Consider the following 13,455-nt stretch of genomic DNA (forward strand, 5'->3'; position numbering starts at 1 on the left):
GCAGACGGTTCTGGAGCCGACGGTACTGCGCGCATCGGGGCGGGGCAATGGCGGGCCGGGGTCAGCCCCCGGCGACGGAGAGCCCGAACTGGGCCAGCAGCGCGGAGCCGACGTAGGTGCCGATGAACACGAACACCGCTGTGATCGCGACCTTCCACGAGGTCTTCGACAGGTCCACGAGCCGGTCCGCGACGCTCACCCCGGCGAAGGCCAGGATCGGGGTGGTCAGCGACAGGAAGTCGACCGCCCCGATCGCGTCGACGAACCCGTCCCAGGCGAGGCAGCCGGCGAGGGAGACCAGCGAGACCCAGCCGAGCACCGGGAAGTCCCGCACCACGGGCAGGCGCGAGAGCGTCATCAGGTCGCCGATCACGAGGCCGAGCAGGGAGAACAGCCACAGCGTCGCGATCCCGCCGAGCGTCAGCGCGGTGATCGGCGTCGACTCGGGATTCACCCACAGCTTCATCTGCTGGGTGAACAGCACCAGCGCGACCGAGAGCAGCAGCACCGCCATGAACGTCCCGTAGCGGGCGGGGGCGAACAGGGTGCGGGCCGTCGGAGCGGTCTTCGCCTCCGCGGCGGCGCCCGCGCCGAGCACCGGGGCCGGGCCGCGGGCGGGGAGGCGGTCCCTGCCCCGCATCATCAGGTTGTACATCGCGCGCTGCAGCGGCACGGCGAGGAACACCATCGTGTAGGTGCCGATGAAGCTGGTCAGCAGCTGGCTCGCCGCGGCATAGGAGACGATCGTGTCCTGCAGGTCGGGGGACTGGGCGGCGAGGGTCGAGGAGGCCGCGGTCATCATCGAGGCCGAGCCCATGCCGGAGGCGATCGCGAGCGCCCGCACGTCCAGCCCGGTCCCCAGCAGCACGGGGGCGAAGAAGGAGAAGAACAGCGCCCCGAACAGGGTTCCCATGAGGTACATCGACAGCACGCCGCGGCCCGGGTCGGAGTTCAGGGTGTACTTCTCGGAGATGTAGGCGAGCTCGCCCTCGCGGCCCAGCCCGAGGGTGGAGCCGATCGCGTGCCGGCGCAGCCCCAGCAGCAGCGCGACCGGCAGTCCCAGCACGACGGTGCCGAGGTTGCCGAGCTCCTGCAGCAGGAACACCCAGCCGATGGAGAGGATCTCCTTCAGGCGCGGGGCGACGTCGGCGCCGTAGCGGGCCATGAGCGGCAGCATGATCACGATGAGGAACGCGCCGGAGAAGCCGATGGTCCGCGGGGAGTAGACGCGGCGCAGGATCCCCTTCCGCCAGGCGGGGATGCCGAGCACCATCGTGAGCACCACCGCGAACACCAGCGGCAGCACCGTGATGGTGATCGAGCCGGTCAGCGGCACGGACCGCACGCCGATGCTCTCGGCGACCACGATGGTGGCCGCGACGAGCGCGATCAGCAGCGTCATGTCCAGCACGACGCCGCGGCGGGAGCCGGGCGCGGCGGCGTCGGTCGTGGTCGCGACGGGGGTGGGGCTGGTCATCAACGGTCCTCGGAGGGGGTGGCGGGGGAGCGGACGCCGTCGGGCAGCGGCGCAATGGCGGAGAGGGCGGCGACGTAGTCGTCGAAGGAGCGGCGGCGCAGCGGGTCGGGCAGGTGCCTGCCCATGCGCAGCAGCGCCCGGGTGAGCAGGCGGGGCACGGCGATCAGCACGTGCTCGGGGTCGACCAGGCGGAAGTCCTTCCCGTGGATCACGCCGTCGAACCCGCCGTAGGAGAGCTGCACGGTGGGCATCATGAAGGAGAGGTCGCCCGCATCGCCGGCCGCCGCGATCGCGCCGCGGTCCTCGATGAGGCGCGTGATCGTCTGGTCGGCCGCGAAGGCCTCCCGGAAGGCGCCGTTCAGGGTCCGGTCCTGCACGAAGGGCAGGTAGCCCATCTCGGTGGCGATGTGCGCGGTGCCGCCGAGGGCGGCGGCGCAGCCGTGCGCGGCGCGGTCCACGCGGGAGGCGACCTCCCCGAGGTAGTCCAGGTCGATCGAGCGCACGTCGGTGCCCACCCGCACCCGGTGCGGGACGACGTTCGTGGTCATCTCGGTCTCGGGGATGACCGGGTTCATCCGCACCAGCACGTCCTCGCGCAGCTGCTGGCGGCCCAGGCCCAGCGCGGTCGTGAACAGGGTCGCCATCGCGTACGCGTTCGTGCCGCTGAAGGGGTCCAGTCCCGCGTGGGAGGCTGAGCCCTCGAACTCGACGGTCTTGTACAGGAACCCGGCGAGATCGCAGTCGATCTCGATCGTCGGCTCCTCCTGCAGCCCGCCGATCGCGTGGAGGCAGACGGCCGCGTCGATGTCGTCGAACACCCCGAGCATCATCGCCTCGGGCTTCCCGCCGAACCACGTGATCTCACCCCGCTCGCGCAGCTCGGCGCGGCGGGCGAGGTCCACGAACTCCTCCGCGGGCACGAACACGAAGCTCAGGTCCACGTCCGCCTCGCGCCAGGCACCGGTCGCGATCAGGTGGGCGAGGACGGCGAGGGCGATGCCCACCTGGGTGTGGTGGCCGCAGGCGTGGACCGCGCCGGTCGCCGGGTCCGCGTCGGGATGGGCGGGGGAGATCACGGCATCGAGCTCGGCGACCACCGCGATCCGTCGCCGCGCCTGGTCCTGCGGTGCGGCCGACGGGAAGGTGACCTTCAGCCCGGTGGTGGAGAAGCGCTCGACATCGAGCCCGCCGCCGTGCCGCTCGAGGAACTGCTCCACGAGCTGTGCAGCACGGTGCTCGGCGTAGCCGAGCTCGGGATGCTCCCACAGCTCGGTGACGAGGGCCTGGACCTCGGGGAAGAGGCGCTCGAAGGTCATGGCAGGGTCATCTCCGGGAGATCGGCGGGTGGGCGCGGCCGCGGGTCCTCGCGGGGCGGGACGGGGTCGACGGCCCCGCCGACTTTACGCCGGGTGAGGCTCGCCCCGCTGCGCTGTGCCGCGCGATGCCGCTGTGCTCGCGGTGATGTCCGTCGCACGCGGTCCCCGCCCGGGGTGCGGATCGTGACCTCCCCCCGCGGGCCGGTCGGGTGGCAGGATCGGGTCCATCGATCGTCCGCGTCGCGGGCATCGCCGTCCCGGCCCCTTTGACCCCGATCGGCTCCACGAGAGGACCGCGCACCGACATGAGCACCACGCTCCTCCTCCGCGGCGGCTGTCTCGTCCCCGGCGACGGCCAGGCCCCGCACCGCGCCGACCTCCTCATCCGGGTGGGCCGCATCGCTGCCGTCGGCGAGGACCTGTCCGTCCCCGACGGCGCCGAGGTGCTCGACGCGGGCGGCCGTCTCGTCGTGCCCGGCTTCGTCGACGCCCACTCCCATGCCGACGCGGCCGTGCTCGACCCCGAGGTGCAGCTGGCCCTGCTGCGCCAGGGCGTCACCACCGTCATCGCCGGGCAGGACGGCGTCTCCTACGCTCCCGGCGACGGCGCCCACGCGAGCGCGTACTTCGCCGCGATCAACGGCGCTCATCCCACTTATCGCGGCTCGCGCGTCGCGGATCTCCTCGCGACCTACGACGGGCGGATCCCGCTGTCGGTCGCCTATCTCGTGCCCGCCGGCACCGTGCGCCACGAGGTGATGGGCGCGGCAGAGGGGCCCGCCACCCCCGCCGAGCGCGCGGCGATGGCGGCGCTGGTCGCGGAGGGGATCGCCGACGGCGCCGTCGGGCTGTCGACGGGGCTGGACTACGTGCCCGGCCTGTTCGCGGGCGCCGAGGAGATCGCCGCGCTCGCCGCCCCGCTCGCCGAGCACGGCCTGCCCTATGTCACCCACATGCGCGGCGGCTACGAGCACAATGCCCGGGTGGGGGTCGAGGAGGCGGTCGCGATCGGGAAGGCCGCCGGGGTGCCCGTGCACATCTCCCACTTCCACACCCCGGCCGCCGAGGCCGAGCGGCTCATCTCCTGGGCACGGGAGCAGGGCGTGGCGACCACCTTCGACGCCTATCCGTACACGCGCGGCTGCTCGCTGCTGGCGATGACGATGCTGCCCCCGGCCCTGAACGCCGCGCCCGTCGGCGAGGCCCTCGCCGCGCTCGCCGACCCCGCCGAGCGCCGGCGATTGCGCGAGGACTGGTTCCCGCAGGTCGCACGCAACCCCAGCCTCGGCCCCGACTGGCCCGAGCTGATCACCATCGCCCACACCAGCGCTCCCGAGCACGCCTGGACCCCGGGCCTCACCCTCGCCGAGATCGCCGCACGGCGGGGCGGGGACGCGGTCGATGCGGCGCTGGACCTGCTGCGCGCCGCCCGGCTCGACGTCAACGTCGTCATGGCCGTGCACGACCAGCGCCCCGTGAGCGACCTCGGCCGTCTCATCTCCCACCCCGCGCACCTCGGCGGCTCCGACGGCATCTTCGTCGGCGCCCACCCCCATCCCCGCGCCCGCGGCACCTTCGCCGCCTATCTCGCCACGTACGTGCGCGAGCGCGGCGACCTCGACTGGCCGGCCGCGGTCCAGCACCTGGCGACCTCCGCGGCCGACGTGTTCGCCCTCGGCGACCGCGGCCAGCTCCGCCCCGGCGCCGTCGCGGACATCGCCCTGGTCGACCCCGCCGCCGTGCGCGAGGCCGCGACCTACGAGGACCCGCTCGCGCTCGCCGAGGGGATCGACGACGTGCTCGTCGCCGGCACCCCGGTGCTCGCCGGCGGCCGCCTCACCGGCGCCCTGCCCGGCGGCGGACTCCGCGCCGTACCACGGCGCCCCTGATCCCGGCCGGGTCCCGCGTCCCGCCGACACTGGAAGAACCCCATCGAAGGAGAAGCGCATGACCACCCCGCTCAAGCAGGCCCTCGTCAGCGACCGCGCCCCTGAGCCCGCCGGCCCCTACAGCCAGGGCATCGTGTGCGGCGACCTGCTGTTCACCGCCGGGTTCGGCCCGCAGGACCGCGCGAACGGCAATGCCGTCGCCGACACCGTCGCCGAGCAGACCCGCCAGGTGCTGCGCAACATCCAGGCCGTCCTCGCCGAGCACGGCGCCACCATGGACCACGTCCTGAAGACCACCGTGCACCTGGCCGATCTCGCCGACTTCGCCGAGTTCAACGCCGCGTACCAGGAGTTCTTCTCCGCCCCCTATCCGGTGCGCACCACCGTCGGCTCGCAGCTGGCGAACATCCTGGTCGAGATCGACGTCGTCGCCCGCGTCGAGAGCTGAGGGAGGGCCGTATGAGCACCAGCAGAGTCGACTCCGCTGCCTGGTTCGACGAGGCCTTCGCCGCCGCGCCCCTGATGGCGATCCTGCGCGGCATGGGCGCCCACCGCAGCCTCGAGCTGGCCCGCACCGCCTGGGACCTCGGCATCGACGTCGTCGAGATCCCGCTGCAGAACTCCGAGGACCACGCGGCGCTCGCCGCCGTCGTCGCCGCCGGGGCCGAGCGCGGCAAGCACGTCGGCGCCGGCACCGTGCTCGACTCCGCGACGGTGCACGCCGCCGCCGCGGCCGGCGCCGCCTTCACCGTCAGCCCGGGCCTGGACCTCGAGGTGGTGCGCGCGAGCGAGGAGGCGGGCCTCGCCTCCCTCCCCGGCGTCGCGACCGCGACCGAGGTCCAGCACGCCCATGTCGCCGGGCTGCGCTGGCTGAAGGCCTTCCCCGCCTCCCTGCTGGGCACCGGCTGGTTCCCCGCCATGCACGGCCCCTTCCCCGAGGTGCGCTTCGTCGCCACCGGCGGGATGAACGCCCGCAATGCCGCCGACGTGCTCGACGCCGGAGCGGCGGTCGTCGCCGTAGGCGGCGCGCTCGCCGATCCCGCCGAGCTCGACCGACTCGCCGAGGTGATCTCCCGATGAGCCCCCGCACCGTCACCGCCGATGACAAGTCCTTCCCGCCCTCCCTGCACGGGCAGGAGGTCACCGCGCTCGAGGCCCCGATCGCGGACCTCGCCACCCCGCTGCTCGTGCTCGACGGGCCCGCGATGACGCACAACCTGCAGGTCATGGCCGACTGGTCGGCCGCCCGCGGGCTCGAGCTGATGCCGCACGGCAAGACCACCATGGCCCCCGCGCTCTGGCGCCGGCAGCTCGAGGCCGGCGCCACCGGGATCACCGTCGCGACCGGCTGGCAGGCGGGCGTCGCGCTGCGCGCCGGGATCCCCGTCGTCCAGCTCGCCAACACCTGCCTGGACCCGGCGCTGCTGCGCGCCCTCGCCGCCCACCTGACGGAGCATCCCGAGCAGGAGCTCACGGTCTGGGCCGACGCGCCCGGCACCGTCGAGCTCATGGAGCAGGCGCTCCCGGCGGACTCTCGCGTCGGGGTGCTCGTCGAGCTCGGCGCCGCCGACGGCCGCACCGGCGTCCGGGACGACGCTGCGGCGCTCGCGCTCGCCGAGCGGATCGCCGCCTCGGATCGGCTCACCCTCCGCGGCGTCTGCGGTTACGAGGGCGCGCTCGGCCACGACCGCTCCGAGGAGGCGCTCGAGGCGGTGCGCACCTACTGCGCACGCCTGGCCGCCCTCGGGGCGCAGGTCGCCCCGCTCGTGGAGGGAGCTGCCTGGATCACCGCCGGCGGCAGCGCCTATCCCGACCTCGTCGCGGATGCCATCGACGGGATCGAGGGGACCCGCGCGATCCTCCGCTCCGGCGCGTACATCGTCCACGACAGCGTGTTCTACCGGGGCATCTCCCCGCTGGACCGCGACCGGGGCCTGCCCGAGCGGGAGGCGCTGCTGCCCGCCATGCGCGCCCACACCCGCGTGATCTCCCAGCCCGAGCCGGGCCTGGCCCTGCTCGACGCCGGCAAGCGCGACGTCCCCTACGACGAGGGCCTGCCCGTCCCGCTCGCCGTCGCCGCCTCACTGGGGGGCGAGGAGCGGCCCTTCCCGGCGGAGGCGCGCGCCGAGATCACGGCACTGAACGACCAGCACGCCTTCCTGCGCTGGGAGGGCGAGGCCCCGGTCGCGCTCGGCGACGTGGTCACCCTCGGCCTCTCCCACCCCTGCACCGCCTTCGACAAGTGGCGGCTGATCCCGATCGTCGACGCCGACGGGATCGTGCGCGAGGCGGTGGAGACGCTGTTCTGAGGCGGGGCACGGCGCACGGCCGATGCTCACCTCGGCCGTACGAGGTGGCAGGCTGTGCATACCCGCAACCTCCCGCTCGAAGGAGCACCATGTCCGTTCCCCACCTGCTCGACCACATCGTCATCGCCGGGCCCGACCTCGCAGGCGCCGTCGAGTGGTTCCGCGAGCTCACCGGCGTCACCCCGGCGCCCGGCGGCAGCCACCCCACCGGCACCGCGAACGCCCTGGTCGCCCTCACCGTCGGCGGGGAGCGGCGCCCGCACTACCTCGAGCTGATCGGCCCCGACCCGGAGCGCGAGGGCGAGGAGCTGCCGAAGACCTTCAGCATCAACCGCCTCAGGCGTCCCACCCTGATCACCTATGCCGTGCACCCGGAGGGCATCGACCAGGTCGCCGAGCGCTCCCGCGCCGCCGGGTTCGACCCCGGCCCGGTGGAGGATCTCTCCCGCACCACGGCCGACGGCGAGCTCCTGCAGTGGCGGCTCACGCAGGCCCGCGCCCCGCGCAACTACGGCGTGCCCTTCCTCATCGACTGGGGCGAGACCGAGCAGCCTGGGCTCACCGACCTGCCCACGATCGAGCTGGTCTCCTTCGAGCGCATCGAGGTCAAGCCCGAGCCGCTCCAGCAGGCGATGGACGCGCTCGCCCTCGGCGACGGCGCCGCCGCGGTCCGACAGGGCCCTGGCTCCCGCTTCGTGCTCCACCTGCGCAGCGAGGGCGGGCGCGAGATCGAGATCTGAGCGCGCACGAGCACGGAGCACTGGGGCCGCGGCCCGCGAGCAGGGTCGCGCATCGGACCGGCCTGTCCGGCCTCGTCGACCGTTCGGCCCGAGGTGTTGCCGTTCCCGGACCTTCGAACTAGCGTGCCGAGCAGTGATCGCGGCCCGCGGACCTCGCGGACCGCGCAGGTCATCGACAAGGAGGACCTCGCATGAACGACACCGTCTCCGTCCCCGAACCGGCAGGGCCGACCCGCACCGGGCGCGAGAACGCCGAGCAGGGCTTCCTCGCCCCCGCCGCGCTCACGAAGAACCTCCAGGCCGTCCTGGCGGACCTCACGGCCCTGCACCTCGTGGGCAAGCAGGCGCACTGGAACATCGTGGGCCCGAACTTCCGCGACCTGCACCTGAACCTCGACGAGGTGGTCGACATCGCGCGAGCGAGCGCCGATGACGTCGCCGAGCGCATGCGGGCCCTCCACGCCGCGCCCGACGCCCGCCCCGCGGTGGTCGCCGAGCAGTCCACGCTTCCCGAGTTCCCTCAGGGGGAGGTGCTCACGCACGATGCGATCGACCTGATCACCGCGTCCGTCGAGGCGACCGTGGGCACGATGCGCTCGGTCCATGACGAGGTGGACGAGGCGGATCCCACCTCCGCGGACATCCTGCACGGGATCATCGAGAAGCTCGAGCAGCAGGCCTGGTTCCTCAGCGCGGAGACCCGCACCCCGAAGGGTCGCTGAGCGACGCGCACGCGCGGTGATGACGCCTGGCACGGCCAGGCGTCATCATGGACGCCATGCCGGACCAGCACAGCACGCGCGACGACGAACAGGGCAGCGACCTGTCGGTCGTGTTCTCCGCCTCCCCGGTGCCGGAGACCGCGGACGATGCGTCGACCGACGCCCCGGTGCCGACCGGCTGGCCCTGGTTCCTCCCGCAGGACGGGCTGCGGCACGAGGACCTTGCCCATGCGGTCGACGAGGACCCGGTGGGCGCCGCCGAGGCGCTCGCACGGGTCCCCCTGGTGCGCAGGGCCGCGCGACTGCTCGAGCACGTCGGGCAGGGGCGTCCGCTCACCCCGGAGGGAGAGCTCGACCCGGCCGAGCTCCGGACCCTGGCCGCTGAGCTGGGCCTCGACCTCGGCGGGGAGGAGCCCGCAGCGATGCGAGAGGTCGGTGAGATCGTCGGCCCCTGGAACGCGCTTGCGGCCGGGAACTGGCTGAGCGTGAGCGGCGCCGAGGTCGTGCCGGGGGAGGGCATGGTGCCTGCGGCCGTGCAGGCCGAGGACCCGGCCGCCTTCGTCCGCTTCGCCCGCGCGCTGGTGGTGCTGCTGGTCCTCGAGAGCCTCCGGCAGGGAGGCGAGGAGGGAGGCCTGTTCGGCGGCCCCGACACTTTCACCGCCCTGCTGCACACGGTCGCGCCCGAGGGGCTGCTGCTCCCGGCCACGATCCGCGTCGCCCTCGATCGCGGCCTGGTCCCCGAGGATCCCGCCGGGGACCCTGACATGGACGAGATCAACCGCTACTGGCAGGTCGAGCGTGACCTGTGCACTCTCGCCGCCTACGGGCTGCTGCACCGGGAGACGAGCCCCGACGGGCAGGACATCCGCTTCCGCGGCACCGCCGAGGTGCTCATCGAGGCGTACGGCGCGCTGGAGATGTTCGAGGAGCTCGGCTGACCGAAGCCGTGCTACGTCACAGAGCGTCAGCCTTGTCCCGGAGGGGTCTCCATGGTGCGCCGCGGAGCGGCTCCTGTCACCGGTCCCGCGAAGCCCGCTCCTTCCCGGGGGCTGTACAGCAGCGAGAGGGGCTGGGCGTGGCGTCCCCGGGCGAGCTGGGTCGCGGTCCGCCCGATGAACCGGCTGAGCGCCCGGGAGAGGTGGGACTGGTCGTAGAAGCCCAGGTCGTGCACCACCTCGAGGATCGGTTCCCCGTCGCCGAGCCGCAGTGCGGCCTCGCGGGCGCGGGCGATCTGCCGGATGGTCCCCAGGGTGAGGCCGGTCGTCGCATGGACCCGCCGCTGCACGGTGCGCGGCGAGACCGTCGGCGCCAGTCCGTCGAGGACATCGGCGACGAGGGAGTCGCGCACCAGGACCCCGTCGGCGACGAGCCGGTCCACGAGCTGCTCCGCGGCCTCGTAGGTGGGCAGCGGATACGAGCCGTCGCGCAGCCGGAAGCCGCTGCCTCGCACGGGCCGCGGCGGGGTCTCGGCATCGACCAGACCGGTCACCGGCAGGTGCGGCATGTGCACGCCGTGCGCGAAGAGGATCCCGAGCGAGGACGAGTCGTGCGGGACGGGGGCCGTGCTCGCGCGGGTCTCCGGCCCCCGCACGGTGGTCAGCAGCTGCTCGCCCTCCGTCCAGACCACCAGCTCCCAGGTCGAGTTCGCGACCGAGGTCATCGTCTCGACCCCGCTGGCGTGCGCGCGCCACACCTGCGCGATGAACGGCGAGTCCGAGCGACGGTGCTCGATCCGGATCATCGCGCACCGGAGCCCGGGCGGCGGTGTCGCATCGACTCATTGTCGCCGCGAGGCCGCCCCGGGTCGAGGCGTCAGCGGGGTCCCGACGCAGCGGGTGTCGTTCCTGTCCAAGACCGGACCGCCCCCGTCGGCCGAGACTCGACGTCGACCAGCACCCTCGGAGAGGACCGATGATGAGACTGACCGTGAACACCTTCCTCACCCTCGACGGGGTGATGCAGGCGCCGGGCGCCGCCGACGAGGACCCCTCGGGCGGGTTCACCGCAGGCGGCTGGCAGGTGCCGTACACCGCCGACGAGGACTTCGGCGAGATCGTCACCTCCTGGTTGGAGACCCCGCACACCGCGCTGCTGGGCCGGACCACCTTCGAGATGTTCCGCGCCTTCTGGCCGCAGGTCGACGACCGCGACCCCGTGGCCCGGGCGATCAACCACGGCCGACGCTATGTCGTCGCCCATGCCGGCTACGAGCCGGACTGGGGAGAGACCACCGTGATCGACAGCGCCGACCCGCTGCCGGAGATCGCCCGGCTGAAGGCGGAGGGCGAGGGGGAGCTGAAGGTCAGCGGCAGCGCGCAGCTCGCCGCGGCCCTCCACGAGGCGGGGATGATCGACGAGTACCACCTGATCGTGTTCCCGGTGGTGGTCGGCGGCGGCAAGCGCCTCTTCGCCGACGGGTCGCCGCCGTGCGGGTTCGCGGTGCGCAGCACCCGCACCACCGCCAGCGGCGCCGTGCACCTCGTGCTCACCCCCGAGCCGTTCCGCAGCGGGGGGTACGCGGTCGAGGACGGGCACGAGGTGACGCGTCTGGAGTGAGCGGCCCTCTGCGGAAGGGGGCCGCAGCGGCGGAGCCGGCACGCACGACGAGGGCGGCCCCACCAGGTGGGGCCGCCCTCGGTGACTGCCGGGCGTCGGGCCGCGGCCCGGGGCCGATCAGTCCTTCTTGTCCTTGCCGAGCAGGCCGTCGACCGCGCCCTTGACGGTGTCGCGGGCGTCCTGGAGCTTGTCCTTGGCGTCGGCCTTGCCCTGCTGGGCCTGGCCCTCGGTCTCGGCCTCCTTGTCGCCGGTCAGCTTGCCGAGGCCCTCCTTGGCCTGGCCGCCCAGCTTGTCCTTGGCGTTCTCGAACTTCTCGTCGGTGCTCATCGCTGACCTCCTTGGTCGAGTGCTCGCACGGCCGCCGTGCGATGACTCGAGTCTAGGCCGAGAGCGCCGTCGCCGTCCGACAGCCGGTCGATCGTCCCTGGTCCGGCTCTCAGATCTCCTGCGCCGCCAGCGGGATCCGCCCACCCGCGAGCACCATGTCCACCTGGCGCGGCGAGAGCCGGTGGCGCAGCACCACCTCGCGGTCGCCGATGGTGGCGGTCAGCCGGTCACCGGCACGCAGCGCCTCGTGGATCCCCTCGAGCACCACCTCGGCGCCGACCTCGATCCCGTCGTGGTCCGCGGGGTCGTCGAACTCGAGGGCGAGGATCCCGAAGTTCGCGAGGTTCTGCCAGTGGATGCGGGCGAAGGACGTGGCGATCACCGCCCGCAGGCCCAGGTGGCGCGGTGCGATCACGGCATGCTCGCGGGAGGAGCCCTGGCCGTAGTTCTTCCCGGCGATCACCACGTGCCCCGCCTCCGCCTCCTGCGCCCGATGCGGATAGCTCTCGTCGATCCGGGTGAAGGAGAACTCGGCGATCTTCGGGATGTTGCTGCGGAAGGGCAGCACCCGGGAGCCGGCCGGCATGATCTCGTCGGTGGAGACGTCATCGCCCATCACCAGCAGCGCGGGCACCCGCAGAGCGTCCTCGATCGGGGTGAACTCCGGCAGCGTGGAGATGTTCGGGCCCTTGACGAGCTCGACCTGCGCGGCCTCCTCGGGCGGCAGCGGCGGCTGGAGCATGTCCGGGACGGTGGAGTAGAACACCGGCATGGCCGGGCGCGGGCACGTCATGCCGTGGCTGTCCTCGAGGGTGCGCGGATCGGTGATCACCCCGGTCAGCGCCGCGGCGGCCGCGGTCTCGGGCGAGCACAGCCACACGGAGTCCTCCTCGGTGCCGGAGCGGCCGGGGAAGTTCCGCGGCATGGTGCGCAGGGAGTTGCGGCCGGTCGCCGGCGCCTGCCCCATCCCGATGCAGCCCATGCAGCCGGACTGGTGGATCCGCGCCCCGGCGGCGACCAGGGAGGTGAGCCAGCCACCGGTGATCAGGTCGGCGAGCACCTCCCGGGAGGTGGGGTTGATGTCGAGGGACACCCCGGGCGCGACCTGCCGATCCTCGAGGATCTCGGCGACCACCGCGAAGTCCCGCAGTCCCGGGTTCGCCGACGAGCCGACGACGACCTGCGAGACCTCCTCCCCGGCCACGGACGCGACGGGGACGACGTTCCCGGGGGAGGAGGGGCGGGCGATCAGCGGTTCGAGGGCGTCCAGGTCGATGTGCTCGGTGAGGTCGTAGCTCGCGCCCTCGTCGGCCTCGATCCGCGTGAACTCGGCGGCGCGGCCGACGGACTCGAGATAGGAGCGGGCCGCGTCGTCGGCCGGGAACACGGTCGCGGTGGCGCCGAGCTCCGCGCCCATGTTCGCGATGACGTGCCGGTCCATGGCGGTCAGCTGCGCGAGCCCCTCTCCGCGGTACTCGATGATGCGACCCACCCCGCCCGTGACGCCGTGGCGGCGCAGCATCTCCAGCACCACGTCCTTCGCACTGACCCAGTCGGGCATCCGCCCGGTCAGCTCCACGCCCCAGATCTCCGGCATGGACACGTACAGCGGCTGTCCGGCCATCGCCATCGCGATCTCGAGCCCGCCCACGCCGATCGCGAGCATCCCCAGCGCACCGGCCGCGCAGGTGTGCGAGTCGGAGCCGATCAGCAGCCCGCCGGGGCGGCCGAAGTGCGCCTGGTGCACGGGATGGGAGACGCCGTTGCCGGCCTTGGAGAACCACAGCCCGAACCGCTGCGCGGCCGATTCGAGGAAGAGATGGTCGTCGGGGTTCTTCCAGTCCGTCTGCAGCAGGTTGTGGTCCACGTACTGCACCGACAGCTCGGTGCGGATCCGGTCCAGCCCCATCGCCTCGAGCTCGAGCATCACCATGGTGCCGGTCGCGTCCTGGGTGAGGGTCTGGTCCACCCGCAGACCGATCTCCGCCCCGGGATCGGCGCCGCCCTCGACGAGATGGTCGGCGATCAGCTTCTGGGCGACATTGCGCGGCATGGATCCGTCCTCCTCACGGGCAGACCGCCGACGAGGCCCGTCGGCGGACCTCCCTCCACCGTACGC

13 protein-coding genes are annotated in these 13,455 nt (G+C 73.2%); 8 read left to right on the forward strand and 5 right to left on the reverse strand.

Going from position 1 to position 13,455, the window contains the following annotated elements; translation table 11 throughout:
• Window positions 1-61 precede the first annotated feature (61 nt).
• Together D1648_RS03630 and D1648_RS03635 are read right to left on the reverse strand one after the other, a co-directional pair.
• Entirely contained in the window at window positions 62-1,477 is a 1,416-nt protein-coding gene (locus D1648_RS03630; protein WP_206424769.1) for a DUF3100 domain-containing protein, read from the reverse strand.
• The gene (locus tag D1648_RS03635) at window positions 1,477-2,793 is read right to left on the reverse strand and encodes a M20/M25/M40 family metallo-hydrolase (RefSeq protein WP_122939464.1); all 1,317 of its coding nucleotides are present in this window, start codon (window positions 2,791-2,793) and stop codon (window positions 1,477-1,479) included. The genes D1648_RS03630 and D1648_RS03635 overlap by 1 nt, the downstream gene beginning before the upstream one ends.
• Before the next feature lie 305 nt (window positions 2,794-3,098).
• Between D1648_RS03635 and D1648_RS03640 the strand changes: the two genes are divergently transcribed.
• From D1648_RS03640 to D1648_RS03670, 7 genes are all read left to right on the forward strand, one after another.
• On the forward strand, window positions 3,099-4,682 hold the full coding sequence (locus D1648_RS03640) for an amidohydrolase family protein (RefSeq protein WP_122939465.1): 1,584 nt from the start codon (window positions 3,099-3,101) through the stop codon (window positions 4,680-4,682).
• Window positions 4,683-4,740: 58 nt separating this feature from the next.
• Entirely contained in the window at window positions 4,741-5,130 is a 390-nt protein-coding gene (locus tag D1648_RS03645; protein ID WP_122939466.1) for a RidA family protein, read from the forward strand.
• An 11-nt stretch (window positions 5,131-5,141) separates the two neighbouring features.
• Window positions 5,142-5,762, forward strand: a complete 621-nt coding sequence (locus D1648_RS03650) for a bifunctional 4-hydroxy-2-oxoglutarate aldolase/2-dehydro-3-deoxy-phosphogluconate aldolase (protein WP_122939467.1) — start codon at window positions 5,142-5,144, stop codon at window positions 5,760-5,762.
• Window positions 5,759-6,991, forward strand: a complete 1,233-nt coding sequence (locus D1648_RS03655) for an alanine racemase (protein WP_122939468.1) — start codon at window positions 5,759-5,761, stop codon at window positions 6,989-6,991. The genes D1648_RS03650 and D1648_RS03655 overlap by 4 nt, the downstream gene beginning before the upstream one ends.
• A gap of 89 nt (window positions 6,992-7,080) precedes the next feature.
• Window positions 7,081-7,731, forward strand: a complete 651-nt coding sequence (locus D1648_RS03660; protein ID WP_122939469.1) for a VOC family protein — start codon at window positions 7,081-7,083, stop codon at window positions 7,729-7,731.
• A 191-nt stretch (window positions 7,732-7,922) separates the two neighbouring features.
• Window positions 7,923-8,453, forward strand: a complete 531-nt coding sequence (locus D1648_RS03665) for a Dps family protein (protein ID WP_122939470.1) — start codon at window positions 7,923-7,925, stop codon at window positions 8,451-8,453.
• Window positions 8,454-8,509: 56 nt separating this feature from the next.
• Window positions 8,510-9,391 (forward strand): hypothetical protein, encoded by an 882-nt coding sequence (locus tag D1648_RS03670; protein WP_122939471.1) that lies wholly within the window; start codon window positions 8,510-8,512, stop codon window positions 9,389-9,391.
• A gap of 26 nt (window positions 9,392-9,417) precedes the next feature.
• Here D1648_RS03670 and D1648_RS03675 read toward each other — a convergent pair whose 3' ends face one another.
• On the reverse strand, window positions 9,418-10,194 hold the full coding sequence (locus D1648_RS03675) for a helix-turn-helix domain-containing protein (RefSeq protein ID WP_122939472.1): 777 nt from the start codon (window positions 10,192-10,194) through the stop codon (window positions 9,418-9,420).
• Between the two features lie 173 nt (window positions 10,195-10,367).
• Between D1648_RS03675 and D1648_RS03680 the strand changes: the two genes are divergently transcribed.
• Entirely contained in the window at window positions 10,368-11,009 is a 642-nt protein-coding gene (locus D1648_RS03680) for a dihydrofolate reductase family protein (protein WP_122940205.1), read from the forward strand.
• 117 nt (window positions 11,010-11,126) lie between these two features.
• On the opposite strand, the gene D1648_RS03685 is transcribed toward D1648_RS03680, so the two are convergent.
• Entirely contained in the window at window positions 11,127-11,336 is a 210-nt protein-coding gene (locus D1648_RS03685) for a CsbD family protein (protein WP_122939473.1), read from the reverse strand.
• Between the two features lie 109 nt (window positions 11,337-11,445).
• Window positions 11,446-13,389: an aconitate hydratase gene (locus D1648_RS03690; protein WP_122939474.1), complete on the reverse strand. Its 1,944-nt coding sequence runs from the start codon at window positions 13,387-13,389 to the stop codon at window positions 11,446-11,448.
• Window positions 13,390-13,455: the final 66 nt, after the last annotated feature.

Origin of the sequence: Brachybacterium sp. EE-P12, from assembly GCF_003711805.1 — a bacterium.
Taxonomy (GTDB): domain Bacteria; phylum Actinomycetota; class Actinomycetes; order Actinomycetales; family Dermabacteraceae; genus Brachybacterium.

Excerpts from the sequence above, each read along its gene's own strand:
- D1648_RS03630 (WP_206424769.1), bottom strand. The coding sequence starts at position 1,477 with ATGACCAGCCCCACCCCCGTCGCGACCACGACCGACGCCGCCGCGCCC.
- D1648_RS03635 (WP_122939464.1), bottom strand. The coding sequence starts at position 2,793 with ATGACCTTCGAGCGCCTCTTCCCCGAGGTCCAGGCCCTCGTCACCGAG.
- D1648_RS03640 (WP_122939465.1), top strand. The coding sequence starts at position 3,099 with ATGAGCACCACGCTCCTCCTCCGCGGCGGCTGTCTCGTCCCCGGCGAC.
- D1648_RS03645 (WP_122939466.1), top strand. The coding sequence starts at position 4,741 with ATGACCACCCCGCTCAAGCAGGCCCTCGTCAGCGACCGCGCCCCTGAG.
- D1648_RS03650 (WP_122939467.1), top strand. The coding sequence starts at position 5,142 with ATGAGCACCAGCAGAGTCGACTCCGCTGCCTGGTTCGACGAGGCCTTC.
- D1648_RS03655 (WP_122939468.1), top strand. The coding sequence starts at position 5,759 with ATGAGCCCCCGCACCGTCACCGCCGATGACAAGTCCTTCCCGCCCTCC.
- D1648_RS03660 (WP_122939469.1), top strand. The coding sequence starts at position 7,081 with ATGTCCGTTCCCCACCTGCTCGACCACATCGTCATCGCCGGGCCCGAC.
- D1648_RS03665 (WP_122939470.1), top strand. The coding sequence starts at position 7,923 with ATGAACGACACCGTCTCCGTCCCCGAACCGGCAGGGCCGACCCGCACC.
- D1648_RS03670 (WP_122939471.1), top strand. The coding sequence starts at position 8,510 with ATGCCGGACCAGCACAGCACGCGCGACGACGAACAGGGCAGCGACCTG.
- D1648_RS03675 (WP_122939472.1), bottom strand. The coding sequence starts at position 10,194 with ATGATCCGGATCGAGCACCGTCGCTCGGACTCGCCGTTCATCGCGCAG.
- D1648_RS03680 (WP_122940205.1), top strand. The coding sequence starts at position 10,368 with ATGAGACTGACCGTGAACACCTTCCTCACCCTCGACGGGGTGATGCAG.
- D1648_RS03685 (WP_122939473.1), bottom strand. The coding sequence starts at position 11,336 with ATGAGCACCGACGAGAAGTTCGAGAACGCCAAGGACAAGCTGGGCGGC.
- D1648_RS03690 (WP_122939474.1), bottom strand. The coding sequence starts at position 13,389 with ATGCCGCGCAATGTCGCCCAGAAGCTGATCGCCGACCATCTCGTCGAG.